Origin of the sequence: Echinicola marina (genome assembly GCF_020463795.1) — a bacterium.
GTDB classification, from domain to species: domain Bacteria; phylum Bacteroidota; class Bacteroidia; order Cytophagales; family Cyclobacteriaceae; genus Echinicola; species Echinicola marina.
Genome location: NZ_CP080025.1, coordinates 4,876,388 through 4,902,382 on the forward strand (window position 1 = coordinate 4,876,388; position 25,995 = coordinate 4,902,382).

Sequence of the window (25,995 nt, forward strand, 5' to 3'; positions counted from 1 at the left end):
ATTATATAAAGGTTAATTAAGGTTTAAAAAAGCACAGATCGTATGATTTGTGCTTTTTTGGTTATTGTCCATATAAAATCCACCCAAGTTTCTATTTTTGCATATAAAGAGCCGAAGCATGCAGTTATTTTTCCAAAAGGATATTCAGCCAGATAGCCCCATTATTTTAGCACCCGAAGAATCAAAACACCTGACCAAGGTATTGAGAAAATCTGTCGGTGATGAAATACACATCACAGATGGTCTGGGCAATTTATATACTTGTAAAATCACCGAAATCAGCCCCAAGAAAACAAGCCTAAGCATTATTGAAAAGGAGTGCACTCCCCTTTCCCCATATCATATTCATTTGGCCATTGCTCCAACCAAAAATGCAGATCGCATTGAATGGATGCTTGAAAAGATAACTGAAATTGGCTTCCATGAGCTCAGCCTTTTGAAGACTGCCCATTCTGAAAGAAGTTTCCTTAAAGCTGATAGACTGGAGAAAAAAATGATCTCTGCCTGTAAGCAAAGCCTTAACACCAGATTACCTATAATCAACCCCCTAAGGACTTATTCTGAATTTATAAAAGCAACACAAAATTTTGATGGTCAAAAATTCATCGCCTATGTAGATGAAAATAACCAAAACCATTTATTCAATTTAGCAGAACGCAAGCGGTCTTATATAGTTCTCATAGGTCCTGAAGGAGACTTCTCTGAGGAAGAAATTAATCAGGCCTTTGAAAACCACTTCCAAGCTTGTAGCCTCGGGCATAGTAGATTGAGAACAGAAACAGCTGGATTAGCAGCCGTTCATAGCTTAAGTCTAAAGAATTTTTAATGATTGGGATAGAAAAAATACTCCAACTGAATCAACAACTTTCTAATGAGTCCATTGAGCTGCTATTGTCCAAAGGAACAATGGTGGAAAAAACCAAAAATGAAACCATAATCCATCAGGGAAAAATAGAGAATTTCAGCTATTTCATACTTGAGGGCTGTGCCAAGGCCCATCTCAACCATGATGGAAAGGATATTAATTTTTGGTTTGGATTCGAAGGTGATTTTCTCTTCTCTTATAATAGTAAAATATCCAAACAGCCAGGGTATGAAAATATCAGCACCTTGGAAAAATCCCTACTTTGGAAAATTTCCAACGATGACCTTGAAATCCTATATAAAACCAATTTGGAGATAGCCAATTGGTCCAGGAAACTAACTGAAATTGAACTGATCAAAACCGAAAAACGACTGCTCGATTTCCAAACAAAGTCTGCTACAAGTAGGTATGAAGAACTCCTACAAAGGCACCCTGAAATATTACACCGCATTTCACTTGGAAATATTGCTTCCTATCTCGGGATAAGCCAAGTATCTCTAAGTAGAATTAGAAGCCAATATTAAATTCCCTTATTTAACCTATGTAAAAAGAACCCTGGTACTTAAAGTCTACTTTTGCGAAAACAAAAAGTTATGGCTTGGTTAATACTAATTCTAGCGGGAATCTTTGAAGTAGCTTTCACTACCTCTTTAAAATTGTCCAATAATTTCACAAACCTGAAATGGTCTATTCTATTTTTTATAAGCATTTGTAGCAGCTTTTACCTCCTCAATGCAGCTATCAAGACCATTCCCATGGGAACGGCTTATGCTGTATGGACAGGTATTGGAGCTGCAGGAACCTTAATAATAGGGATTCTATTTTTCCAAGAACCTACTAGCTGGCCAAGAATTTTCTTTTTGATGCTACTAATTGGTTCAATAGTGGGCTTAAAAGCCGTAGCTTAATCAAGATTGGTGAGTTCTTTTATAAAAAGCAATGGCTCTGTCTAGATCCAACTTGGTATCTATGGCAACAGCCTCATGATCGGTCTCCACCATTTTTATTCGAATACCATTTTCTAACAGACGCAACTGTTCTAACATCTCTGCTTGTTCCAGCATGGATTTATCCCATTGGGTATACTCCAATAAAATATCTTTGGTATAAGCATAAACACCAATATGCCTATAATAAACAGGACTGAATCTGTCCCTTACAAAAGGTATAGGTGAACGACTGAAATAAAGTGCAAAATTAGATTTATCAACCACTACTTTTACAGAATTGGGATTGATAACTTCTACCTCATCCTCTATCTTTCGCATCATGGAAGCTACTTTTACTGTTGGATCAGCAAATGCCTTTACCAAATCAGTCAGAGATTTTTGATCTTGGAATGGCTCATCTCCTTGAACATTTACCACCACATCCGCATCCACATTCACCATGGCCTCTGCTATTCTATCAGAACCACTTTCATGTTGCTTTTGGCTTACATACACCTCACCTCCTTCAGCCCTTATCTGTTCCGCAATTTTCTCATGATCAGTAACCACAATCACTCTATCAAACAATCCAGTCGCTACAGTGCTCAAATAGGTTCTGGCTATTACGGCCTTACCACATAAGTCAGAAGTAAGCTTTCCAGGGAAGCGGGTTGCACCAAATCTGGCAGGAATCATTGCTACAATTTTCATAGGGCAATGTTAAAAAAAATACTTGAATTAAATCAGCCCAAACATAGATTTTCCCTTTTTCTATTTCCCTCTCTTTGACGTTGTATAATATGAAAAGCCCATGACATCATCACTTTTGGGCCCCTCTCCCGAAATACTTTAATTCAACAGAAGTGTCCCCTTTCCTTCCCCTACTGAAAGATGATCAAAACAGTAAATCATATTTAACGTAAAATCTTATTATAACGAGAACTATTGGAAAAGGCAAACTAATGAATAAAGTAGCAAAAGTTAAGGGGCCGAACTATTTATTTATATTTAATTCAAATTAATATTAACCAAATTTTATTCTTTATATCTTTACTTATACCAATTCTAAATTCATGTTTTATCGCCAAACGATGAACTATTGTTTCAAAATTTGGTTATGTTTGTTATACAAATTAAAACCCATAGATTATGAAAACTAAGGAAAAAGAAATTGTTACGCTTCAGCGTTCTTTACTTCACGATACAGAAAAAATGTTGAACAAGCAGATAGAGATGGAAGCAAAGTCTTCAGCCTCTTATCTTTCTATGGCTTCATGGTGTGATATGATGGGTTATGACAATGCCGCCAAACTGCTATATGCTCATGCAGAAGAAGAAAGACAACATATGCTTAAACTTTTGCATTATATTAATGAAGCTGGCGGCCATGCCATTCAGCCAGAAATCACTGGCATCAAACATCATTTTAATTCCTTAAAAGAAGTGTTTCAGTTAATATTAGAACACGAAATCCAAGTAACAAAATCCATCAATATTATCGTAGATCACTGCTTTGGAGTTAAAGACTTTGCTTCCTTCAGCTTTATGCAATGGTACGTAACAGAGCAAAGAGAAGAAGAATCTTTGGCCAGAAGGGCTCTTGAGCTATTTGATATCATCGGTGAAGAAGGCGTTGGCCTCTGGACCATTGATCAGGAATTGGGCAAACTGCACGATCAAGTCGGAGATGCCTAAAACCAAAAAACTTAAATTTGCAAAGCGGTCATTTTATGATCGCTTTTTATTTTTCTATCGAAGCAATTAAATCTTATATTCATGTAAAACATGATGTAAGATGAAAATAGAAGCCCAAAGTCCCGAAGAATATATAACAAAAATACCAGAGGAACGCCAACCTGCATTTTCGAGGCTAAGGCGTACCATTACTGACAACCTCCCAAAAGGCTTCGAAGAAACCATGAGTTATGGAATGATTGGCTATGTTGTTCCTCATAAACTATATCCTCCAGGCTACCACTGTAATCCCAAGCTGCCCCTTCCTTTTATAAATATAGCTTCTCAAAAAAACTTCATTGCCCTTTACCATAATGGGATTTATGCTGACAAAGAAATCCTGGATTGGTTTGTAAATGAATTCCCTAAGCACAGTAAGTATAAACTGGACATGGGCAAAAGTTGTATCAGGTTTAAAAAGCCAGAACATATCCCCTTTGACCTCATTGGAGAGCTCATCAAGAAACTCACTGTAGAAGATTGGATAAGCCTGTATGAATCCAATATAAAACGCACAGATTAAAAAGATCAGTAATATGATTTTTATCAAGGAATAAAAAGAAGCATTAGACTGTTCACAAAATAGTTATCGTTTAATTATATATTTATGTAACTTCGACATAAATTGTTCTATACAATTTAATGAGAGATACAGAATTATCTAATAAAACCAATAATTATGCATCAATTGCAAACAATCAAAACAACTTTCAAAGGAGTACTTTTTACAAGTAGTATGCTTGGAATCCTATTCAGTTGTTCTGAAAAAAGTACAGGAAAGGATCAGATTGAAAACCAAACACATAAAAGTCCAAAATTTGAAGAGACAGTTAAAAAACAAGATGGCATGGTTTGGATTCCTGGAGGAGATTTTATTATGGGAACCGACGAAGATGAGGCCTATCCTGCCGAAAAACCTGCAGTAAAAAGATCGGTAAATGGATTTTGGATGGATGAGACTGAGGTTACTAATGCCCAATTCAAAAAATTCGTAGAAGAAACTGGATATATTACTATTGCAGAGCAAAAACCAGATTGGGAAGAAATGAAAAAACAGCTTCCACCGGATACTCCCAAGCCTGACGACTCTTTATTACAACCGGGTTCTATGGTATTTGTAGCTCCAAATCACCCTGTAGACAAACGTGATATTTCCCAATGGTGGCAATGGGTAGATGGTGCCAATTGGAAGCATCCAGAGGGTCCTGAATCTGACCTCGAAGGAAGATGGAACCACCCTGTTGTTCACATCGCTTATGACGATGCGGTTGCATATGCCAAGTGGGCCGGAAAACGACTTCCTACTGAAGCAGAATGGGAATTCGCTGCCAAAGGAGGACTTAGAGATCAGCGATATGCCTGGGGATCTGAATTAAGGCCAAATGGCAAATTTATGGCCAACACTTTCCAAGGGAATTTCCCCAATGGAAATAAAGGAGAAGATGGATTTATGGGCACAGCTCCTGTAAAGAATTTTGCTCCCAACCAATTTGGACTTTATGATATCATAGGAAATGTATGGGAGATGACCGATGATTGGTTTGATGCCATCAAATTCCAAAGATTGAGCGGAAGTGCTCCCGCTCTGGACTCTAATATGAACCAATGTTACAATCCTAGTAATCCTTATGCTAAAGAAAGGGTTATCAAAGGAGGGTCTTACCTATGCTCGGATAATTATTGCATTAATTATCGACCAAGTGCTCGTCAAGGCCATGCTTATGACAGTGGTACATCCAATGTAGGTTTTAGATGCGTAAAGGATGCTCCCCAAAAGACCTTAGGATTGAAATAGAAAACGAATAATAATTTGCAAAAAAAGTCCGATGACAAATTGCCATCGGACTTTTTTTGTCCCTCAGCTCTTCAAATACACAGAAGCTACTTTCTTTTTAGGCGATATTGAAAAATTCAAATCAAGCTGGACTTGATCCAAAATACTTTATTAGGATCAATCACCTAATTAATAATACCTCACATCGCATTCAGGATTGGACTCCCTGAAGCTATCTATTTGTCGGCTATTAATTCTGGTATTAAAACAGATCAAACGTTTAAGATTAGTCAAATCTTCAATTGGGTTTATACTCCTCACATTGGTACTCGCAATGTCCAATTCCTCCAATTGATTTAAAGATTCTAAACCTTTAAGTCTCTTTACACCTGTTCCAGAAATCACTAAACTCTTAAGAGCTTTCAAGTTTTCCAACGGACGTAAATCCTCAATTCCAGTATTGGAAAGATTTAGGTACTCCAAGCTACTTACTTGTCCAATAGGCTCCAAATCTGTAATTGGTGATTGGGAAATCTCTAATTTTCTCAAACGCTCAAAAGTAACAATATCACTGATATCATAGAGAGGAGAATCATGGATTTCTAAAGACTGTAAATTGATAAAATCTACCAAAGGTCTCAAAGAGTTTATCCCTTCCCTATCTATCTCCAGTTCTCGAATAGAAGTTAACTTATGAAGCTCCCGATTATTGGGTTCATCAGATAAATTGCCTACTTCTACAAAAATCCCTTTCCAGACACTGTCCAAGCCATTCCACCATGCTTTTAACTCATCGGTTCTAAAGATAATATTAGCATTCGGAATCACCTGCAGCAAATCTTGTACTTCCCATAAAGGCACCTCCGTACCGTCTACATCCAAGTACTCCAATTTGGACAAGCCCATCAATGGAGCAATAGTTGCCAAACCTGTATTGTTTAGTGAAATATATTCCAAACCTAACAACTTCTCAAGATCCTCCACATTGGTGATGACACTTGCATTTCCTGAAATTCGCCTCAAGGTTTTCAATTCTCTCAAAGGGCTTAAATCACTTATTTTGGTGTCATCAAATTTCAAAGAAACCAATTTTTTGAATTTAAGAACAGGGCGAAGATTAACAATTTCACTTCCAGATAAATCCAATGAATCAACACTTACTATTCTCGAAATAGATTCCACTGTAGGTGTAGTTCCACCACGCTCCATTAAATTATTTTCGAGCACTTTTTTCCATGCATCAGGCAGAGTAGACCACCAAGTTTGTAAATTCTCAACATTGTGAATCAACAAAACCCTTCTATTTTCTCTAGCAAAATCATCAGCTTGTCCCTCTGAAATCCCCGTCCTATCAGCATAGATTTTTTGTATATTTTTGTTACCATTGATCGGTTCTAAACTACTTACATCTGTCTGGTTAATATTGATCACTTCCAAATGTTCAAGACCGGCCAAAGGCGTCAAATCATTTATATTTGTTTGGGACAAATTTACTTCCTTCAAACTTTGAAGTTCAGCCAAAAAGTTGAAATTGATCAGGTAATTGTCCTGAACACCCAATTTCTTGAGCTGCTTAAGCTGATTAATACTTTCAATATTATTAAAGCCACTTCTACCCAAATTCAACTCTTCCAAAGCTTCAAATGAATTCAAGGCTGCAAAGCTCATAAGAGGCGTATTCTCCGCCTTTAACACCTTCAATTTACCAAGATACTGTAGATCATCAATCTGCTGAATAAGAGTATTGGAAATATCCAAGTACTGTAAATTCTCCGCATACTTTACAAATTGTATATCTTGTGCCGGAGTGTTAGAAACATCCAAATAGGTCAAAAAGGTAACATTACTGATTGGCCCTAGCTCACTGATCATCGTATTGCTAATATCAATATATTTCAGATCCCTAAGGGCTTCCAATGGCTTCAAATCTTGGATATAAGTGTTTCCCGACAGATTCAAACTATCTATAGCACTGATCTTGTTCAAATGATCAACTGTAATGGAATCTTCCATCCTGATATCAAAACTTTCCCTAAAATAAGTTTCCCATTCCAAAGAAAGTGTACCCCACCATTCCATTAATTCCTTGTCCCTGCTGAGTTTCGTTGTATAAATACTTGCAATTTTCAGTTCATTGGAACGTCTATCTAGATTTACTTCTACAAATCTAGGCTTGGTGTTTTCTATTTCCTCTCCATCTAGACCTGTTGCTGAAAGGGTCCTGTCCATGGATACACTAAAGGATAGTTCACCATTATCCCTAAGAAATGGTTTTATATCCCTCACTTTAAACTTAAAACTGGCGTCCTTAAAGAAAAACTCTACATCTTTCAAATAAGCGGTGACATCTTTATTGGTAATTACCTTTCGGTCAAGAACCAAATCATCCTCGACCTGGACTTTACTATCCCTAAAAATCTTCTTGTAGCTTTCGGTAATGATGACATCCTTATCACGGGCAGGAGTTTCTTCACTACCTACAGTGTTAAGGAAATATTCCAAAAACTGAACTTGGTCCTCTACTTTTTGGCTAAAATCTTTGATTTCCTGCTTAGAGTAGCCTCCCATATCTTGGGCAATCCCCAATCCTGGGATCAGAACAATGGCCCAAAAGAAAATATAATACTTATTCCTGATCATAGATATAATTTAGGATAACCTCTTTTTCTTTTTCATCGCTGTATTTACTGAGATTGCTCACCAACCAACCAGTGTTAAAGCCTGGTCTATTAAACTGCGCCACCTCAAAATACCAGTTATCAATTTGAAAGAAATGGAACTTCACTCCTTTTACAGTTTCAAACTTTATATTACCGTTTTTTATTTCATAGAGAAATATGGTCAAATAATCCGGCTCAAACTCATCTGGTGTATAGGATTCTGGTTTCTTATTATCCTGTAAGGCTTTTCTAAGATTCATGAAACCGAGCTCATGGCTTAGTGGATGCAAAAAAGGTTTCTTATTCCCTTCTTCCTTATCAAAAAAACGCTTGAAGGAATCAAAAGTCACCTTATCTATCACCCATTCATAACCTAGTCCTTCTTCCTCCAACTTCATAAATAAAGTGATATCCTCCCTTTTACCTTTGTATTGGAACACAGTGGAAACTTCTGCAAACCAACCGCCTCTATGGAAATTCAGGTATTGCGGATAGCTTTTGGATAAGACTTGGTCTTTAAATTCTTGTTTTAAATTCTCAGGGATATTGGAAGTCTGATTATCAAAAAGTAAACTAATGTATTTAGTCCTTAGCTCCCTGTTATGATATTCTTCATCACCAGCATAGTACCTTGTCAGCCCATCTTGGCTTTCTTCAGCATTAAATCGACGAAAGAATTGGTTTAATTGTTTGGTTGAAGCAGCAAATCTGCCGTCATCCTTAATTTGTCCGGGGCCGTATAAACCCTGCCCCGGAGCAAACTGTATGGATGTAATTATTAAAATTACTAATAAGCTTAATTTCTTCATGCGGAAGTTTCAGTCACTCTAATATCACCCAGCATCACGTCCCAAAACTCGATAGTTCTACCAGCTACCTGAGTCTGTTTCTTCTCTACGTAAATGGTGATATCTTTTTTGGTGGTATCCTTATAATTAAGACCAGTCTCTGCAGAAGTACCTTCAAATCTTTGGTAAATCGTTACTACACCTACATATCTGCCATCAGGCTGTCTCTCCAAATCAGAGATATAATGGATATCATACCAACTGATTTTTACATTGTCATAGTTAAGAGCCATCAATCTCTCGAAGTATCTTCTTACAGGATAATAGGCTACTTCCTGAGAATTGATAGAAGAAACTCCCATCTCTGCTCCAGGAGCAAATAGTTCCTCAGCCCTGTCCATTACACGATTAGCTTCTGAAAACTGTGTTTCTTTACTACCTATAATACTGATGTACTTACTAAGATCTTTTACTTTCTCCAAAGCCAAAGAATCAATGGCCTGTTTCCTTTGAGGACTAATATTATCTGATTGCGCAGCAGCAAAAAGCGTAGTCGCAAAGAACAATAAAATAAATGCTTGGATATGCTTTTTCATGATTAGTTTCTTTTCTATGTTTTAATTATCTTCTACGAAGTTCTAGTTCAGTGATTCTACCGCTACCATCTAGTCGCACGTCACTGATGAAATTCAAATTCTTCTTAGTATCCTTCAAATAATTCAAATACTTCACGATGGTAGTTGGTTCATCGTAATCTTTGATTCCATTTTCTTCGTGGATAACAATCAAAACAGGTGTATTTTGATTAGAAAACATACTCAATGCTTCTTGAATTGAGCTGTTGGCACTTTGAACGCTAGATGCATTCGCCACAGCTGAAAAATAATTCTCAAGCTTGCCTACAGCTACCTCTTCTGCTGTTGGTGCTGCTTCTACTGGAGCAGGAGCAGGTTCTTCTACTGGAGCTGGAGCCGGAGCTGCTTCAACTACCTTTTTCTTACTTTTACAAGCGCCCATTGCCAATAGCCCAAACAGTGCCAAAGTCATAAGCCTGCTAATAGGTGATTTTAGACTTCTTTTTTTCATGTTAGAATAGATTATTATTTTAAGTTGGTAATTTTTAGTATGTTGAAATATCCACTATAACAGCAATAGCTAGTTTTACCGAAAATCAAGACCTCTCTCACAGCCAGTCTCAAAAACGACCTTTTAAAGTAACACTTAGGTCGTCAGGTCATTTCAGTTGATCATTTCCTAATGGATATCTTTAAGATTCATTTTCGCTCATGCATTTTAAACAAAAAGCATTCCATTATTCAAAAATCTCTTTCAATTTATTCTCCAAGCTAGGTCCTCTGAGATCTTTTGCAATGATTTTCCCTTCAGGATCAACCATATAGGTAGCTGGAATTGCATTAATTTTATAGGTAGCCGCAGCCTCTGAATTAAAATATTTCAAATCGGAAACATGAGTCCAAGTTAATTTATCAGCTTCAATGGCTTCTACCCAAGCGTCCTTGGTCCTATCCAAAGAGACACCAAATACTTCAAATCCCTTATCTTTATACTCATTGTACAATCTTACCACATTTGGATTTTCTTCTCTACATGGCTTACACCAAGCAGCCCAAAAATCAATCAACACATATTTACCTTTGAAATCGGATAGATTGACCACTTCCCCATCAGGGTTTGGCAAGGATATTTCAGGAGCAGGCTGACCAATAGATAAGGCCCTCATTTCGTCCAATTCCTGCTTTAAACCCAAAATCATTTTATTGTCTGGATACTTCATATCCAACTGGCTTACCAGACTATCTATATAAGAAAAATCATTTCTTGGATTTAACATTCCTACAGCAGCTAAAGCTGCAAAACTACCTTCCATGCTGTCTATGGTACTCTTTACCTTTTGGGCATGATCAGACTCAAGATTCATCGCCTTTTCCTGAATGGCTTTAATGGCCGCCTCATCCTTAGCAGAAAGAGCTTCGTAATATTCAGAATTCAATTGATTGATTTGCTCTTGGTATTGCTCGGACAACTGATCTACCTTGGCTACTTGCTGCGTATCAAATGATCCACTGATGGCAAAGCTTTCTTCCTTATCGAAGTCATAAGAAATATCAACATCCTCAGCGTACAAAGCCAACTTCACTTGTTTCTCTCCAAATAAGTCCAATTCATAAAAATGGGGGCCATCCAAGCTTAATTTATATTCAAATTTACCATTGCCCTTAATAGAAAGGGTATCCACCACTTCAATACTATTATCAGTATACCTGGACAGTATCAAATCACCTTCCGGCTGATTCTCGAGCTTTCCGCTCACTATTACCTCACCATCAAAAACAGCCTCTTTTACCCCATTGGAACATGAGCTGATTAATACTACAAATAGTAAAGCAATATAATAATTGTAATTCCTCATATGAATTAGTTGTCTAATAGTTCGGATAATATTTTATTGGCCACTTTTGGATCTGCCTTGCCTTTGGACTTTTTCATCACTTGCCCCATAAACATTCCCAAAAGACCTTTCTTGCCTGACCTGTATTCTGCAACTTTTGCCTCATTCTCTGCCAAGACACTTTCTACTATTGGCTTCAATGAACCTTCATCACTTTCCTGAATCAAATTCAGCTTCTGTGCAATCTCCAGTGGTGTTTGCGAAGCATTCTTTAACATTTCAGGATAGATTTTCTGAGAGGCAACAGAAAAGTTTACCTTACCTTCATCAATTAATGAAATTAAGCTGGCCAACTGTTTTGGTGTCACTGGGAAATCAGAAATATGCAGTGTAAGCTCATTCAAATATGACTTCACCGGCCCCATCATCCAGTTGGATGCTGCTTTATAATTCTTGGTTTCAGCACACAATTCCTCAAAATAAAGCGCAATTTCCTTGGAATCTGTCAATACATTGGCATCATATTCCGGCAAACCAAACTCCTCTACAAATCGCTTATGTAATTCTCTTGGTAATGAAGGCATCCCTACCTTAATGCTCTCCAACCATTCTTCTGAGATCACAACAGGACTCAAATCAGGCTCAGGGAAATACCTGTAATCATTCAGATCTTCTTTGGTACGCATACTGGATGTTAAGCCTGTGGTCGCATCAAATGTTCTTGTCTCGGAAATGATTTCCTCATTATTTTCCAACATATCAATTTGGCGATCAAACTCATGTTCAATAGCCCTGGCTACATTTCGGAAAGAGTTCATGTTTTTCACCTCCACTTTCTTGCCCAGTGCCGTTTCTCCCTTCAGTCTTGTAGAAATATTGGCATCGCAACGCATGGAACCTTCTTCCATATTACCGTCACAAATTTCCAAATAACGTACCAATTTCCTGATCTCTGCCATAAACTGGTAAGCCTCTTCCGAAGATTTGATGCAGGGTTCCGTTACAATTTCCAAAAGAGGAACACCTGCACGGTTATAGTCCACCAATGTATCTACTTCCCCTGCCAAGTGCATGGATTTACCAGCATCTTCTTCCATGTGAATCCTAGTCAGTTCCACATTTCTCTTCTCCCCCTTTTTCTCTAGCGTCACTGGCACAAAACCACCTACACAAACAGGGTTCTTATCCTGTGTCAATTGGTATCCTTTAGGCAAATCAGGGTAGAAATAATTTTTCCTGGCAAAAATATTGGTTCTCGTAATCTCACTATTGCAGGCCAATCCCAGCTTCATCGCAAATTCTACCGCCCGCTTGTTTACTTTAGGCAAAGTCCCTGGATGCCCCAATGTAATTACTGAAATATTGGTATTTGGAAGGTTTCCAAACTCTGTGGAATCAGACGCATACATTTTACTTTTGGTCAGCAACTGAACGTGAACCTCTAGTCCTACGACTAATTCATATTTATCTTTGATTTCCTTAGATGGCATTTTTATTGTATATTTTTTTTGAAGCGCTTCAGATTTCCAAAAATGGTGGAGTTTTCACCCAAAACCAAATCATCAACCCGAGAAAACTAATTATATGGAAGAAAACATTTCTTTTGCTTTGATCACTACCTGATCCAAACCTTCAGCATACTTACCTCCTGCTGTGGCAAAAAACGGTTGACCACCGCCTCCACCTTGTATTTCTTTGGCCAATTCCCTTACTGTATTTCCTGCATGTAACCCCTTTTCAGCTACCAAAGAGTCCGCTATCACCACCGCTACCTGTGGTTTACCATTAATGTCAGCTGCTATCACCGCGAGTACATTGTCCACCTCATTTTTCAATTCAAAGGCCAACTTTTTCAGGGCATCTGCCGATGGCAAAGAAACCTTAGCAATGATTTGATTGACACCATCTTTGCTCACTTGAGCTTTGATCAGTTCATCTTTCAAACCCGCTGCTTGTTTTAGATGTAAAGCTTCTACTTCTTTCTTCAACTCACCCCTCTCCTGGATCAATGTCTGAATGGTCCTCTTAAGATCCTTTGGATTCTTCAGCATCTCCTGCAATTCTTTTATCAAGTTGACTTGTTCGTTGACAAACTCTTCGGCAGCCTCAGCAGATATCGCCTCTATCCTCCTTACACCGGAAGAAATTGACCCTTCAGATACTATTTTGAACAAACCTATTTTTCCAGTTGAGGATACATGGGTACCACCACAAAGTTCTACGGAATATTCGGTTCCAAAGGTGATGACACGTACAAATTCACCATATTTTTCACCAAAAAGCGCTGTCGCTCCCATCTTCTTGGCTTCCTCAATAGGAACATTTCTTTGCTCATTTAAAGGAATATTCTCCCTAACCTTCTGGTTGACAATATGCTCCACCTGAGCAATCTCCTCATCAGTCAGTTTACTAAAATGGGAAAAGTCGAATCTCAATAAGTTTTCATTGACCAATGAGCCTTTTTGTTGTACATGGTCTCCCAATACCTCCCGTAATGCAGCATGCAATAAGTGCGTAGCTGTATGGTTATTCATGGTCAATTCCCTTTTCCTCCTGTCCACCTTGCACCTAAAGCTAGCTGTTGGGTTCTGGGGAAGTTTTTCCACAAAATGCACAATCAGGTCATTCTCCTTTTTGGTGTCCAATACTTTAATAGTCTCTTGGTCATTCACCAAAATACCCGTATCACCTACTTGCCCACCACTCTCTGCATAAAAAGGTGTTTCTTCCAATACCAGTTGGTACTTGGTAGATTTTTTCTCTTTGATCTCTCTATACTTGATGATATGACTTGTGCTTTCCAAGTTATCATAACCAACAAACTGCACTCCACCATCTTCGCCTACCAAAACCCAATCGCCAGTTTCTTGCTCAGCAGCGGCACGAGACCTCTCTTTCTGCTTGTTCATTTCCTGCTCAAATCCTCTTTCATCCACTGAAATACCATTTTCCCTGGCTATCAATGAGGTCAAGTCAAGAGGGAAACCAAAAGTATCATACAATTCAAAAGCTACTTGGCCAGGAATGACCTTTTCGCCTTTGTTGTCCATATCGGCTTTGATGTGTTCCAGTCTTTTCAATCCATTGTCCAGAGTGCGCAAGAAGGATTGTTCCTCCTCAAAAATCACCTTGGCTATAAAGTCCTGCTGGGAAGCAATCTCTGGGAACATTTCTCCAAAATGCTCTGACAGCAAAGGAAGCAATTCATACAGGAAAGGTTCGGTAAAACCTAAGAAGGTATAACCATACCTTACAGCCCTTCTTAAAATCCTACGAATCACATACCCGGCCTTATTATTGGAAGGCAACTGACCATCGGCTATTGTAAAGGAAATCGCCCTGATATGATCTACTATTACTCGAATGGCAATATCAATCTTTTCATCATCACCGTATTTCTTACCAGACTTCTTCTCCACCGCCTCAATGAACGGAGTAAATACATCGGTGTCATAATTGGAGGTCTTGTTTTGAATGGCCCTCACCAATCTTTCAAAACCCATTCCTGTATCTATATGCTTGGCAGGCAATTCACTCAAACTGCCATTGGCTTGTCTATTGAACTGGATAAATACCAAGTTCCAAATTTCAATTACCTGAGGATGGTCCATATTGACCAAGTCCTTTCCTGGCACCTGCTTGATTTCCTCTTCTGGCCTTAGATCAATATGGATTTCAGAACATGGTCCACAAGGTCCAATATCACCCATTTCCCAGAAATTATCTTTTTTATCTCCAAAGAGAATTCTTTCCTTCTCAACATGTTCCTCCCACATTCCGAAGGCTTCCATGTCCTTTTCCAATTTATCCCCAGCATCTCCTTCAAACACGGTCACATACAATCTGTCCTTTGGAAGTTTATAGATCTCTGTGAGCAATTCCCATGACCACGCGATCGCTTCCTTCTTGAAATAATCTCCAAAAGACCAGTTGCCAAGCATTTCAAACATGGTGTGGTGATAGGTATCTACACCTACTTCCTCCAAATCATTGTGCTTACCTGAAACTCTCAGGCATTTTTGGCTGTTAGTTGCTCTAGTATAGGCAGGCACCTCATTACCAAGGAAATAATCCTTAAACTGATTCATACCGGCATTGGTGAACATCAGCGTAGGGTCGTTTTTCACAACGATCGGTGAAGAAGGTACAAATTGGTGTTGCTTGGATTGGAAATACTCTATAAAAGTACTTCTGATTCTTTTAGCGTCCATGTAATGAGTTATGCTTATTAATATTCGGATAATACAATTGATATGTCTATATTGGCGAATTGAGCGGTTTCGAATAAGTCACTCGTACCCAACTATAGGGCTACAAAAATATAAGAATTACCATTGATTTAATAATGAGTAGGATAAAATATTACTACGATCCAAAAACCTGTAAATACGAAAGATATACTAAAAGTAAATGGGATGTACTTTTGGGCGTATTGGGTTTTCTTTCTCTATCATCCATCACAGCAGTAGGGATCCTATTAGTTTTCAGTTATTATTTTGACAGTCCAAAAGAGCTTCTGCTCAAAAAGGAAAATGAAGAACTGAAGTTCTATTATCAAATGATGAATACCGAAATCGACCGTCTCAACGGTATGATGAGTGATTTGAAAGACAGGGATGATAATTTATATAGAGTGATTTTTGAATCTGAACCCATCCCTAGATCCATCCGTGAGGCTGGCTATGGAGGAAGTGACCGCTATGCTGAACTAAAAGATAAAGGATTACAACAGGAACAATTGATCATTGATGTACTGGAAAAAGTAGGCAAGCTCAAAAAGCAAATGTATGTACAATCCCTATCCTATGATGAACTGGCCGAAAAAGCATTAAACAAAGAAGAATATTGGGCATCCATTCCTGCTATACAGCCCATCCACAATGAAGACCTAAACAGACTGGCCTCTGGTTTTGGGATGAGATTGCACCCAGTCCTCAAAGTAAGGAAAATGCATACCGGCATTGATTTCTCCGCTCCAAAAGGAACTCCTATCTATGCTACCGGGGATGGAAAAGTAGTTGAAGTCAAGACGGAATTTGGCGGTTATGGAAAATCCATCGTAATTGACCATGGATTTGGCTTTAAAACCAGGTATGGACATATGAATGAATTCTCAGTCAAAAGAGGCCAAACTGTCAAAAGAGGAGATGAAATTGGCAAAGTGGGCAATACCGGAACCTCTACAGCACCGCATGTACACTATGAGGTCATTAAAGATGATAGAAAAATCAATCCGGTCAACTATTTCTTCAAAGACATCGAACCTTCAGAATTTGATAAAATCCTTGAACTGGCCTCCAGAGAAAACCAATCACTATCATAATTTCAAAACAACTTTAATAAGAAAAATCCACAGCAATTCTAGGTAAACTGCTGGGGATTTTTCTTGCTCAATAGATAAAATAAACCGCCATAAAAGCCATCATATAACCTCCTAAAAAACAAAAAAAGAAGGGTTCCGATAATCGAAGCTTTTTATAGTCGGGCCAATGCTGATGCGAGTATTTGTAGCTTAACTTCCTAAAATACTTTTCTGGATAAATTGACAATAAGCTCAGTCCAAATAGCAGGGTCAGAGTTATCAGGGTAAAGGCTATCTCCATGTCCATTCAACTTTTCATCAAGTTACATTTAATATAATACAAACACCAGTTTTATCGCGTTAAATCAAGAGATTATGAAGTAAAAAATCCCTGTGATTAAGTCAGAAGATTTTCATCCCCTGCCCAAACGTTTTTAACTGATTCTCTGACAATTAAATCTGCACTTAGGACCACCCGCTCATTTGGACTTTCCATGCCATTATTGATCTTATCCAATAGCAACTGCATGGCTTTTTCGCCTATTTCATAACCAGGCTGATCCACCGTGCTAAGTGTGGGACTTACGATTTCTCCCAATTTCCAATTACTAAAACCTATGATGCCCACTTCTTCTGGTACCTTAATGTTTTTTTCCCGCAAATACTTCATCACTCCCAGGGCCACCAAGTCCGTCACACAAAAAATAGCATCTGGCACTTCTGGGAGACGCATCAATTCTTGCGCAAAATCATAGCCTTCCTCTTCTGTCAGTAAATCACATACCTTGACATATTCCTCATTGACTTTTTGCCCATATTTTTCAAGTGCCTCAGCGTAGCCACGATAGCGTTCATTGGAGTGTTGCACAATTAATCGACCTCTGATATGCGCAATTCGCTTGTATCCTAAATCTAATAAATGACTAACAGCCTGATAGGCACCGGCATAGTCATTGACAATCACCTTTGGCGTATCAAATTGATCGCTGATTTTGTCGACTTGAACCACTGGAATATCCGCAGCAATAAAGTCCTCCAAATGGCTGACTTCATCAGTCTCATTGGATAAGGAAATAATTACACCATCCACACGACTGTTCAATAAGGCCTTTGCCACCTTCTTTTCGTCCTCAACATGCTCATTGGACTGGCAAATCATCACATTATAGCCATATTCATTGGCTTCCTTGATCACACCACTGATAATACTGGAGAAAAATTGATGTACCAGTTCTGGAATGATCAAACCAATATTAAAGGTTTTACTCTTACGAAAATTAACCGCCAATAGATTCGGTACATAATGGTGCTTATCAGCATAATCCTTTACCAGCTTAATGGTCTCCTTACTGATATCTGGGTGGGATTTTAAAGCCCGAGATACAGTGGAAACTGCCAAGCCTAACTCCTTGGCAATGTCCTTAAGTGTTAATTGATGTTTCTCTGACATGAACTTGCTTTGTTTTGACAAATTTAAAAATTTATGGCGAGTATTTATCCTGTTTGTTATCAGGGTCATATATAGGACATACCTAAACACATCATAATTTACCCTTGACGCATAAAATACGCCCAGAATGCATAAAGCTTGAAATATCAGTCCAAGTATTTTGGGTGATTTCCTATACTTGGACAAGCAGGATAAAACTGAGTTTTAACATACATATTCCCTGGCATTTTAACAAAGTACTAGCAAATTAATTTAGAACACATTTAAATAGAATTTATGAAAATGATTGCACAACCGATTGCGGCAAAATTGAGTTTGGAGATACCACTAATTTTAAATTACATTAGTAAAACTGAAATCAAGATTCTAAATAATCATACCTATCAAACCTCTAATAGGTGGCCATGCGGTCACCTTTTTTTATCCCATTTATATAGGTGTTGATCACATTTTTTTGTTGAAGCCTACTGCAGTACCTATCATTGCCCTAGTATTATTTAAACAAACACCATGAAAGAGAAACCATTAAATTTTAGACCTATTGAGCTATGGCTAGTGGCCATTGCATTTTTCTTCATCATCTTATCTAATATCCTTGGAGCCAAAGTTGGATTAGACTATCTCAATCACGACCACAGTGATATGGCAAGGTACCTGGCTTATATATTCATACCTTCTATTATGTTTATAGCATTTTACCTTATGCATATGAAGGTGATCCCTATTTACCATAAGGAGAAGAAAATGTGGAAATTAATTTTGTTTGGCGCTCTGTTATTTTTCAGCTCATGGTTTTTAGTAGGAGCCTTTTATGTTGGTGCTGATTTTGGAAGAGATATATTTGTTCCATTTTATTTTTCCGGAATAGCCTTATATGTTGGTTACTTTATCGTGATCAGCTTTTTCAAAAACCTAACGCTAAACAGTAATCCCCCCAACTACCTTAGCTATAATATATTAAGGCTTTCCACTGCCTATATTTTCCTTTGTATATTTTTATTCAAATTCCATCGTTTTTTTCACTTTTTTATTACCATCATTTACCTATTCGTCATTCCATCCCTGATAATAATCCTGTTGTATAATTACTTCTTGGTTTATAGGAACAGGGAATTGGGAAAGGTGAAATTGGCCAAATTCTATTATTGGTTTTTACCTTCATTGATTGCCTTGATTTTTATCTTCATTACGGGCGTATCTGAAGAAGAGGAGGCACTCATCGTTGGTTTTGTAGCCATCCTCGCCTTGATGCTCATCATCAATCCCGTTTCTAACGCCTTGTTCAAAAAATACCAACATTATATCGAAACGTTGGATAATCTGAATATCCAGCTTGAAGAAAAAACAACTGATCTCAAACAACTAAGAAATCAAATCAATCCCCATTTCCTCTTTAATGCCCTGAATACCATTTATGGAATCTCTCTTCAAGAAAATGCCGAGAAAACAGCTGAAAGCGTCCAAAAGTTGGGGGATATGATGCGATTTATGCTGCATGAGAATACCCAAGACAGTATTCCTCTAAACAGGGAAATCGATTATTTGATCAATTATGTGGACCTACAGGAACTAAGGATTCAGGAACAGGAAAACATTGAAATTCTCTTCAGCAGCAACGAGGACCATTGTAAGGGAAATATCGCCCCCATGCTCCTCATTCCTTTTATTGAAAATGCCTTCAAGCATGGTATCAGTCTGCAAAAAAAATCTTGGGTCAACATCAATTTAAGATGTCTGGAAGGCTCGCTTCATTTGGACATCAACAACAGCATCCATCGAAAGAAAGAAGAAGACCCTGAACACCAAGCTTCAGGCATAGGGCTGCAAAATGTAAAACAAAGGTTAAAACTGCTCTATCCGAACAGACATGAATTGGTAATCCGCGAAAATGATCTGGAATATTTTGTACATTTATCCATACAATTAACCAAAAGCTGATGCTCAGAGCCATAGCCATAGATGATGAACCGCTTGCCTTGGAAGTAATCAAAAGCCATGCTTCCAAGGTCAACTTTATCCAACTTGAGAAAACATTTACCAATGCCTTTGAAGCTTTGGATTACCTGCAAAACAATCCAGTAGAACTGATATTCTTGGACATAAAAATGCCTGATATCTCTGGAATGGAATTTGCAACTCTTCCAGCCAATAAACCCATGATTATCTTTACCACTGCCTATTCTGAGCATGCAGTAAAAAGTTTTGAGTTGGACGCTATAGACTACCTGTTGAAGCCGTTTTCCCTAGCCAGATTTACCAAAGCCTGTACTAAGGCCAATGAATTATGGATATTAAAAAACAGGAAAGAAACAGAAAAAAATTCCTTATTCCTGAAAACAGGCTACGAACAGGTAAAAATACTACTGAGCGAAATCCTGTTTTTGGAGGCCTCTGGAAATTATGTCACCTTTCAAACCAAAGAAAACAAAATCATGAGCAGAATGACTTTTCAAGAAGCTGAAAAGCTACTGTCTGAATCATTTTTTAGAATCCATCGCTCCTTTATTGTTCACAAAGACAAAATTGAAAAAATAGAGAGACATCAGGTCACTATTGGAAAACATAAAATCCCTATCGGCAGCAATTACGCTGGAAACCTTGAATCAATCAATTAATCAAAATGACCGCCTTGGAAAATCCTGGTGGTCATTTTGATTAAAAAACTTTCTCACAATCTATTTATTATCAATGATTTAAAAAAATCACGAAATCAGTTTTTTTAGCTTACTCCCATTCTTGTTCTTAAGCAACAGTCATTGCCCCATATCTTCCATTTGGACTTATTCAAAGATATATTCCTGATCTTATAACATACAGACCACAAGTAGAGGAATTTGCTGAATTCGTAAATCGTTGCGCTACCGAGACAGTGGCATTGACCTCTTCTGAAGCCCTAATCTTCGCACAGCAAAATAATTGGTCAAACCATCAGCAACATCACATTCAAAATGCTCCTCCTCATTTGTAGCATAAAAAAAGTGATCAGCGAGCTTTTTATAGAAAACAAACTAAAATGATTAATTTTACAGGGCTATTGCCCTAATGAGAAAATCTTTTCGTTTAGGAATAATTAACATTTTACACTATATGCAAATATTTAATAGGTTAACACTGTGTTCCCTCTGTTTCAGCTTAACTAGCCTTGGTGCCCTGGGACAAAAAGCCAATATTTATCACAAAGATTGGATTGATTTCAATAAAAACGGTCAAAAGGATATTTTCGAGGACCCCAATCAATATATTGAACGACGTGTCGAGGACCTATTGAGCCAAATGACATTAGAGGAAAAGACATGCCAAACGGCCACCTTATATGGCTATAAAAGGGTACTGGCAGATGAATTACCCACCAAAGAATGGAAAAATGAAATATGGAAAGATGGCATAGCCAATATTGATGAGCAGCTCAATGGCCTAAAAGAAACACCATATTCTTACCCTTTCAGTAAGCATGCAGAGGCCATTAATACTATTCAGCGTTGGTTCATCGAAGAAACCCGCCTGGGGATTCCCGTAGATTTTACCAACGAAGCCATTCACGGATTAAATCATGACCATGCGACCCCACTACCTGCTCCCATATCGATTGGGAGTACTTGGAACAAAAAACTGGTAAGACAAGCAGGAAGCATCGCTGGTAGGGAAGCCAAAGCATTGGGCTACACTAATATATACGCTCCAATCCTTGACTTGGCCAGAGATCCGAGATGGGGACGCGTATTGGAGTGTTACGGTGAAGAGCCTTTCCATGTAGCATCAATGGGACAACAAATGGTAGAAGGAATTCAGTCCCAAGGTTTAGGAGCTACTCTAAAACACTACGCAGTATATAGTGTACCAAAGGGAGGCAGAGATGGCTATGCCAGAACCGATCCCCATGTAGCTCCCAGAGAAATGCACCAGTTACACCTTTTCCCCTATCGCAAAATCATCAAAGAATCCAAGCCTGTAGGGGTAATGAGCAGCTATAACGACTGGGATGGAGTACCCGTCAGTGCCAGTTATTATTTCCTTACAGAACTGCTCAGGCATCAATTTGGCTTCAACGGATATGTTGTGTCAGACAGTGAGGCAGTGGAATTTGTGCACAGCAAACATCACGTAGCAGTCGATTACAAAGATGCCGTCCGCCAAGTGGCAGAAGCGGGCCTGAATGTACGAACCCATTTTACTCCACCACAGGATTATATTCTTCCCCTCAGAGAATTGGTCAAGGAAGGACGCCTCTCGATGGAAACCTTGGACAGAAACGTAGCTGACGTCCTCAGGGTGAAATTCCAATTGGGGCTTTTTGATGCGCCCTATGTAAAAGACCCAAAAGCCGCGGACAAAATAGTGGCCGCTCCTGATACGGAAGACTTTGTTTTAAACATGGCACGTGAATCACTCGTGCTACTTAAAAATGAAGCAGACCTATTGCCATTGAAATTAAATTCTCTCAACAATATTTTGGTTACAGGACCACTAGCTGAAGATGAAAGTGTCTATGTAAGTCGCTATGGCCCACAAAATCTTGAAAATATCAATATACCGGAAGGCATCCAGCAGTATGTCGGGGATGCCGCTAAGGTAAATTATGAAAAAGGTTGTGAAGTGGTGGATGAGAACTGGCCTGAAAGTGAGATCATTCCTACTCCCCTGAGCGATAGAGAAAAAGATGACATCCAAAAAGCAGTGATAAAAGCCCAGGATGCCGATGTAGTAATTGCAGTACTAGGACAAGATGAAAAACGCTGTGGAGAGAGCAAATCCCGCACGGGGTTAGGCTTACCAGGAAGGCAGTTGCAACTACTTCAAGCCCTAAAGGAAACAGGCAAACCAATCGTGCTTGTCCTTATCAATGGACAACCGCTGACCATTAATTGGGAAAACAGGTATATCCCTGCCATCTTAGAAGCATGGTTTCCGAATGCAAAAGGAGGGCAAGCAGTGGCAGAAACACTATTTGGAGACTATAATCCTGGAGGCAAACTTCCGGTAACATTTCCGAAAAGCCTGGGCCAAATAGAACTTAACTTCCCGTTTAAGCCTGGCTCCCATGCAGGACAGCCCGGAGCTGGCCCCAATGGTTATGGAAACACCGCCGTCATCGGCCCCCTATATCCCTTTGGCTATGGTCTGAGTTACACCTCTTTTTCTTATGCTAATCTCAATATTAGCCCCGATAAGCAGTATCAACAAGGTCAGATTACTGTAAGTGCCGATATTACCAATTCCGGAAAAATGAAAGGTGATGAAGTAGTCCAGCTTTATATCAGAGACAAAGTCAGCAGCGTAACCACCTATGTCAGCCAGTTAAGGGGCTTTGAACGAGTTACATTAGAACCGGGAGAAACCAAGACCGTCACCTTTAGCATCGGTCCTGACGACCTGGAAATATTGGACAAAAACATGAACTGGACAGTAGAACCCGGTAGCTTTGAAGTTCTATTGGGCAGCAGTTCGGAAGATATTCGTCTCCAAAAGGAATTTGAAATTATTAAATAACATCCCAAGCTTAGGCAAAACTCAAGGGTAAAAACAGGAGTAGATTCAGCTTATTCTCTGTATCCTCTTTTACAATCTATCCAAAAAACATAAAAATCTCCTAAGATTTGCGTTAATTTGGGTTGTAAAAAAAATTATAGAAGACAACATGCAAACAGGATTTCAACACCTTCATTCCGGAATGGCTTATTTGGTCATAGCGGGTCTGGCCATTGTTTTTATTTACGCCCTTATTGGTGCTTTAAGCAATAAAGAATTTACTGATAAAAGCCGTAAATTTGGTTTGATAGGACTTATTCCAGCCCATATCCAACTGATCGTAGGAATAGCCATTTACTTTATCAGCCCATTGGGGTTGTCTAATTTATCTGGCGGAGAAGCTATGGGAGATGCCACCAGCAGACTATATGCCTTGGAACATCCCTTGATGAATATCATAGCCATCATCCTGATCACAGTAGGTTACAGTAGGGCTAAAAAATTAACCAATAATAAGGCCAGGTACAGAAGCCTTTATATGTTTTATGGAATTGCCTTATTAATGATCCTTTCAAGAATACCTTGGAATGCTTGGTTGGCATAAAATATCAAAAGGAGCTCAACGGCTCCTTTTTTCTTTCAATTCAATCTTCCTCTATGATATTTTTTACTCTTCCCACTTCACCGGTATCCAGCTGAACCTTGATCCCATGTGGGTGATTGGGTGATTTAGTCAATATCCGCTTCACCAGGCCATCAGTGAGTTCCCCACTCCTCTGATGATGTTTTTGCACGATCTCTACAAAATCCCCTATTTTTATATCCTTCCTTATTCTACCGTCAAGCATATTGAATGTATATGTTATTTATCCATTTATTTTCATCAAAAGCAAATTCCGACGAAATAACGCAAATAAATTGAATTCAGCCACTTTTAGAATCAGATAATTGAATCGCATTGACTATTCAGAACTATTTCACTCCTATTTGATCTTGGCATAAACTTCTTACTGCCTTATACTCTCCCTTAAAGGTATCCTTTACCATCACTATCTGCCATAAATGGTTTTGACGGGCACGAAAAGAGCCTGCACTACAACTCAAGTAATACTGCCACATCCTGTAAAATCTATGATCATAATGCTCCTTGATGGAATCCCAAGCTGCTTTGAACCGATCCAACCAAGCCATCAGCGTATTATCATAATAAAGCCCAAAGTTGTGCCAGTCTTCAATATGAAAGTACCCTTCCATGGCTTTTGTAAGCTGTGCAGCTGATGGTATCAGACTATTTGGAAAGATATACTTATCGATCCAAGGGTCAGTGACTTCAAAAGTTGCATATTTACCTATCGTATGAAGGAGACTGATGCCCCCATCTTTTAGATTTTTATTCACCACCTCCATATACTTCCGATGGTTTTTCAAGCCCACATGTTCCATCATTCCGATGGATAAGACCCTATCAAATGACTCATTGACCTCTCTATAATCCTGCAAACGTATTTCCACATCCAGTCCCCTGCAGCGTACCTTTGCCAATTCAGCCTGCTTCTCAGATAGCGTCAATCCAACCACTTCTACCTGATAATTTCTGGCGGCATATGTTGCAAATCCACCCCATCCACAACCAATATCTAAAACCCGCATCCCTGCTGACAGCTTTAACTTTCGGCATATCAATTCCAACTTTTTCTCCTGTGCCTCGTCTAAATCCCTCGCTTCTTCCCAATATGCGCAACTGTACATCATATACTTATCCAACATTTTCTCATAAAGAGTATTGCCAATATTATAATGTTGGACGATAGTATTTTTGGCCAAAGTGATTGATTGGAGATTAAACAATTTGGCCTTGATTCCCTGCCAGAACATTTTTAAATTTCCCTTGACCTTCTGATGCAATTTTGCCCTCAATAACTTATTAAAAAATTCATCCAAAGCCTCGCATTCCCACCATCCATCCATATAAGCTTCTCCCAAGCCCAAAGAGCCTTCGCTTAGTACTTTCTTATAAAAACGATGATCCTTCACTTGAATATCATATTGAGCAGCCCCATTAACACAAATACCTGCATGGGCTAATAGTTCTTGAATTGTCTTTTGATAAGCATCCATGGTGGTGTCCTCTTAGATTACACAAACCTTAAATTGTCCTGATACCTCAAAGAATAACTAAGTTCAACCCGATATACAACCAAAATTCCTTATTTAATTTATTAAAATCCCTTCAAGAATTAAAGGATTATAAGTTCTTTTCTCTCCCTTATTTGCTCCGCCGAAAAGCCACTAAAGAAAACGAGAAACCAAAAAATCAATAAATAGCATATTATTTCAATTATACACAACCATCACAACACTTCGCAAGACAAACAATAAAATTTAGACCTACCTATTAACAAAATCACATCCAAAGCACTCGCCTTCAAACATTTAAAATTAGGTATTATTTTATCAGCACATCACCCCATGCCCTTTTTTGAAATTTTATTCTGTTTTTAAAAAAAAGAATTACCTTTGTATCACCTATGATAAACATTGCCACAATAAAACCTATCCCTACTCCACCCTGAACCTTGGTGGCTTTTTTTATCCTCCCGTCATTATTTCAATGTTT

General features: G+C 38.5%; 22 protein-coding genes. 11 read left to right on the forward strand and 11 right to left on the reverse strand.

Annotated features, from left to right (window positions below; translation table 11 throughout):
* Nucleotides 1-118: 118 nt before the first annotated feature.
* From KZP23_RS19880 to KZP23_RS19890, 3 genes are all read left to right on the forward strand, one after another.
* The gene (locus KZP23_RS19880) at nt 119-826 is read left to right on the forward strand and encodes a 16S rRNA (uracil(1498)-N(3))-methyltransferase (RefSeq protein ID WP_226333513.1); all 708 of its coding nucleotides are present in this window, start codon (nt 119-121) and stop codon (nt 824-826) included.
* Nucleotides 826-1,389, forward strand: a complete 564-nt coding sequence (locus KZP23_RS19885; protein ID WP_226333514.1) for a Crp/Fnr family transcriptional regulator — start codon at nt 826-828, stop codon at nt 1,387-1,389. The genes KZP23_RS19880 and KZP23_RS19885 overlap by 1 nt, the downstream gene beginning before the upstream one ends.
* Before the next feature lie 69 nt (nt 1,390-1,458).
* A complete protein-coding gene (locus KZP23_RS19890) occupies nt 1,459-1,773 on the forward strand; it encodes a DMT family transporter (RefSeq protein WP_226333515.1) in 315 nt (104 codons plus the stop codon).
* Here KZP23_RS19890 and kdsB read toward each other — a convergent pair whose 3' ends face one another.
* Nucleotides 1,774-2,505, reverse strand: coding sequence for a 3-deoxy-manno-octulosonate cytidylyltransferase (gene kdsB, locus KZP23_RS19895; RefSeq protein ID WP_226333516.1), 732 nt, complete (start codon nt 2,503-2,505; stop codon nt 1,774-1,776).
* 438 nt (nt 2,506-2,943) lie between these two features.
* On the opposite strand from kdsB, the gene KZP23_RS19900 reads away from it, so the two are divergent.
* The 3 genes from KZP23_RS19900 to KZP23_RS19910 all read left to right on the forward strand — a co-directional run bounded on the left by KZP23_RS19900 (nt 2,944) and on the right by KZP23_RS19910 (nt 5,323).
* A complete protein-coding gene (locus KZP23_RS19900) occupies nt 2,944-3,489 on the forward strand; it encodes a ferritin (RefSeq protein WP_226333517.1) in 546 nt (181 codons plus the stop codon).
* Nucleotides 3,490-3,589: 100 nt separating this feature from the next.
* The gene (locus tag KZP23_RS19905; RefSeq protein ID WP_226333518.1) at nt 3,590-4,051 is read left to right on the forward strand and encodes a DUF1801 domain-containing protein; all 462 of its coding nucleotides are present in this window, start codon (nt 3,590-3,592) and stop codon (nt 4,049-4,051) included.
* Nucleotides 4,052-4,375: 324 nt separating this feature from the next.
* Nucleotides 4,376-5,323: a formylglycine-generating enzyme family protein gene (locus KZP23_RS19910; protein ID WP_226336556.1), complete on the forward strand. Its 948-nt coding sequence runs from the start codon at nt 4,376-4,378 to the stop codon at nt 5,321-5,323.
* Between the two features lie 168 nt (nt 5,324-5,491).
* Here the strand turns inward: KZP23_RS19910 and KZP23_RS19915 are convergent, their stop codons facing one another.
* The 7 genes from KZP23_RS19915 to alaS all read right to left on the reverse strand — a co-directional run bounded on the left by KZP23_RS19915 (nt 5,492) and on the right by alaS (nt 15,371).
* Nucleotides 5,492-7,942, reverse strand: coding sequence for a leucine-rich repeat domain-containing protein (locus KZP23_RS19915; protein ID WP_226333519.1), 2,451 nt, complete (start codon nt 7,940-7,942; stop codon nt 5,492-5,494).
* Nucleotides 7,929-8,771 carry a hypothetical protein gene (locus KZP23_RS19920; RefSeq protein WP_226333521.1) on the reverse strand — a complete coding sequence of 281 codons (843 nt, stop codon included), beginning with the start codon at nt 8,769-8,771 and terminating at the stop codon, nt 7,929-7,931. The genes KZP23_RS19915 and KZP23_RS19920 overlap by 14 nt, the downstream gene beginning before the upstream one ends.
* Nucleotides 8,768-9,346: a hypothetical protein gene (locus KZP23_RS19925; RefSeq protein WP_226333522.1), complete on the reverse strand. Its 579-nt coding sequence runs from the start codon at nt 9,344-9,346 to the stop codon at nt 8,768-8,770. The genes KZP23_RS19920 and KZP23_RS19925 overlap by 4 nt, the downstream gene beginning before the upstream one ends.
* 25 nt (nt 9,347-9,371) lie before the next feature.
* Entirely contained in the window at nt 9,372-9,836 is a 465-nt protein-coding gene (locus tag KZP23_RS19930; RefSeq protein ID WP_226333523.1) for a nucleoid-structuring protein H-NS, read from the reverse strand.
* A 226-nt stretch (nt 9,837-10,062) separates the two neighbouring features.
* Nucleotides 10,063-11,181, reverse strand: a complete 1,119-nt coding sequence (locus KZP23_RS19935) for a TlpA disulfide reductase family protein (protein WP_226333524.1) — start codon at nt 11,179-11,181, stop codon at nt 10,063-10,065.
* Nucleotides 11,182-11,186: 5 nt separating this feature from the next.
* Complete coding sequence (gatB, locus tag KZP23_RS19940) at nt 11,187-12,650, reverse strand: Asp-tRNA(Asn)/Glu-tRNA(Gln) amidotransferase subunit GatB (protein ID WP_226333528.1); 1,464 nt, start codon at nt 12,648-12,650, stop codon at nt 11,187-11,189.
* A 90-nt stretch (nt 12,651-12,740) separates the two neighbouring features.
* Nucleotides 12,741-15,371, reverse strand: coding sequence for an alanine--tRNA ligase (gene alaS / locus KZP23_RS19945; protein ID WP_226333529.1), 2,631 nt, complete (start codon nt 15,369-15,371; stop codon nt 12,741-12,743).
* 134 nt (nt 15,372-15,505) lie between these two features.
* On the opposite strand from alaS, the gene KZP23_RS19950 reads away from it, so the two are divergent.
* Nucleotides 15,506-16,483, forward strand: a complete 978-nt coding sequence (locus KZP23_RS19950) for a M23 family metallopeptidase (protein ID WP_226333530.1) — start codon at nt 15,506-15,508, stop codon at nt 16,481-16,483.
* Between the two features lie 376 nt (nt 16,484-16,859).
* On the opposite strand, the gene KZP23_RS19955 is transcribed toward KZP23_RS19950, so the two are convergent.
* On the reverse strand, nt 16,860-17,912 hold the full coding sequence (locus tag KZP23_RS19955) for a LacI family DNA-binding transcriptional regulator (protein WP_226333531.1): 1,053 nt from the start codon (nt 17,910-17,912) through the stop codon (nt 16,860-16,862).
* Nucleotides 17,913-18,422: 510 nt separating this feature from the next.
* Between KZP23_RS19955 and KZP23_RS19960 the strand changes: the two genes are divergently transcribed.
* From KZP23_RS19960 to KZP23_RS19975, 4 genes are all read left to right on the forward strand, one after another.
* The gene (locus KZP23_RS19960; RefSeq protein WP_226333532.1) at nt 18,423-19,850 is read left to right on the forward strand and encodes a sensor histidine kinase; all 1,428 of its coding nucleotides are present in this window, start codon (nt 18,423-18,425) and stop codon (nt 19,848-19,850) included.
* Nucleotides 19,850-20,527 carry a LytR/AlgR family response regulator transcription factor gene (locus KZP23_RS19965; RefSeq protein ID WP_226333533.1) on the forward strand — a complete coding sequence of 226 codons (678 nt, stop codon included), beginning with the start codon at nt 19,850-19,852 and terminating at the stop codon, nt 20,525-20,527. Before KZP23_RS19960 ends, KZP23_RS19965 begins: the two co-directional genes overlap by 1 nt.
* A gap of 472 nt (nt 20,528-20,999) precedes the next feature.
* Entirely contained in the window at nt 21,000-23,399 is a 2,400-nt protein-coding gene (locus KZP23_RS19970) for a glycoside hydrolase family 3 N-terminal domain-containing protein (protein WP_226333534.1), read from the forward strand.
* 148 nt (nt 23,400-23,547) lie between these two features.
* Entirely contained in the window at nt 23,548-23,982 is a 435-nt protein-coding gene (locus tag KZP23_RS19975; RefSeq protein WP_226333536.1) for a hypothetical protein, read from the forward strand.
* A 40-nt stretch (nt 23,983-24,022) separates the two neighbouring features.
* Here KZP23_RS19975 and KZP23_RS19980 read toward each other — a convergent pair whose 3' ends face one another.
* Entirely contained in the window at nt 24,023-24,226 is a 204-nt protein-coding gene (locus tag KZP23_RS19980; protein WP_226333537.1) for a YwbE family protein, read from the reverse strand.
* Nucleotides 24,227-24,350: 124 nt separating this feature from the next.
* Nucleotides 24,351-25,496, reverse strand: a complete 1,146-nt coding sequence (gene cfa, locus KZP23_RS19985; protein WP_226333538.1) for a cyclopropane fatty acyl phospholipid synthase — start codon at nt 25,494-25,496, stop codon at nt 24,351-24,353.
* Nucleotides 25,497-25,995: the final 499 nt, after the last annotated feature.

Excerpts from the sequence above, each read along its gene's own strand:
- KZP23_RS19935 (WP_226333524.1), bottom strand. The coding sequence starts at position 11,181 with ATGAGGAATTACAATTATTATATTGCTTTACTATTTGTAGTATTAATC.
- KZP23_RS19965 (WP_226333533.1), top strand. The coding sequence starts at position 19,850 with ATGCTCAGAGCCATAGCCATAGATGATGAACCGCTTGCCTTGGAAGTA.
- KZP23_RS19890 (WP_226333515.1), top strand. The coding sequence starts at position 1,459 with ATGGCTTGGTTAATACTAATTCTAGCGGGAATCTTTGAAGTAGCTTTC.
- gatB (WP_226333528.1), bottom strand. The coding sequence starts at position 12,650 with ATGCCATCTAAGGAAATCAAAGATAAATATGAATTAGTCGTAGGACTA.
- KZP23_RS19885 (WP_226333514.1), top strand. The coding sequence starts at position 826 with ATGATTGGGATAGAAAAAATACTCCAACTGAATCAACAACTTTCTAAT.
- KZP23_RS19970 (WP_226333534.1), top strand. The coding sequence starts at position 21,000 with ATGCAAATATTTAATAGGTTAACACTGTGTTCCCTCTGTTTCAGCTTA.
- KZP23_RS19900 (WP_226333517.1), top strand. The coding sequence starts at position 2,944 with ATGAAAACTAAGGAAAAAGAAATTGTTACGCTTCAGCGTTCTTTACTT.
- KZP23_RS19905 (WP_226333518.1), top strand. The coding sequence starts at position 3,590 with ATGAAAATAGAAGCCCAAAGTCCCGAAGAATATATAACAAAAATACCA.
- KZP23_RS19955 (WP_226333531.1), bottom strand. The coding sequence starts at position 17,912 with ATGTCAGAGAAACATCAATTAACACTTAAGGACATTGCCAAGGAGTTA.
- KZP23_RS19910 (WP_226336556.1), top strand. The coding sequence starts at position 4,376 with ATGGTTTGGATTCCTGGAGGAGATTTTATTATGGGAACCGACGAAGAT.
- KZP23_RS19920 (WP_226333521.1), bottom strand. The coding sequence starts at position 8,771 with ATGAAGAAATTAAGCTTATTAGTAATTTTAATAATTACATCCATACAG.
- KZP23_RS19930 (WP_226333523.1), bottom strand. The coding sequence starts at position 9,836 with ATGAAAAAAAGAAGTCTAAAATCACCTATTAGCAGGCTTATGACTTTG.
- KZP23_RS19950 (WP_226333530.1), top strand. The coding sequence starts at position 15,506 with ATGAGTAGGATAAAATATTACTACGATCCAAAAACCTGTAAATACGAA.
- alaS (WP_226333529.1), bottom strand. The coding sequence starts at position 15,371 with ATGGACGCTAAAAGAATCAGAAGTACTTTTATAGAGTATTTCCAATCC.
- KZP23_RS19960 (WP_226333532.1), top strand. The coding sequence starts at position 18,423 with ATGAAAGAGAAACCATTAAATTTTAGACCTATTGAGCTATGGCTAGTG.
- KZP23_RS19880 (WP_226333513.1), top strand. The coding sequence starts at position 119 with ATGCAGTTATTTTTCCAAAAGGATATTCAGCCAGATAGCCCCATTATT.
- kdsB (WP_226333516.1), bottom strand. The coding sequence starts at position 2,505 with ATGAAAATTGTAGCAATGATTCCTGCCAGATTTGGTGCAACCCGCTTC.
- KZP23_RS19980 (WP_226333537.1), bottom strand. The coding sequence starts at position 24,226 with ATGCTTGACGGTAGAATAAGGAAGGATATAAAAATAGGGGATTTTGTA.
- KZP23_RS19915 (WP_226333519.1), bottom strand. The coding sequence starts at position 7,942 with ATGATCAGGAATAAGTATTATATTTTCTTTTGGGCCATTGTTCTGATC.
- cfa (WP_226333538.1), bottom strand. The coding sequence starts at position 25,496 with ATGGATGCTTATCAAAAGACAATTCAAGAACTATTAGCCCATGCAGGT.
- KZP23_RS19925 (WP_226333522.1), bottom strand. The coding sequence starts at position 9,346 with ATGAAAAAGCATATCCAAGCATTTATTTTATTGTTCTTTGCGACTACG.
- KZP23_RS19975 (WP_226333536.1), top strand. The coding sequence starts at position 23,548 with ATGCAAACAGGATTTCAACACCTTCATTCCGGAATGGCTTATTTGGTC.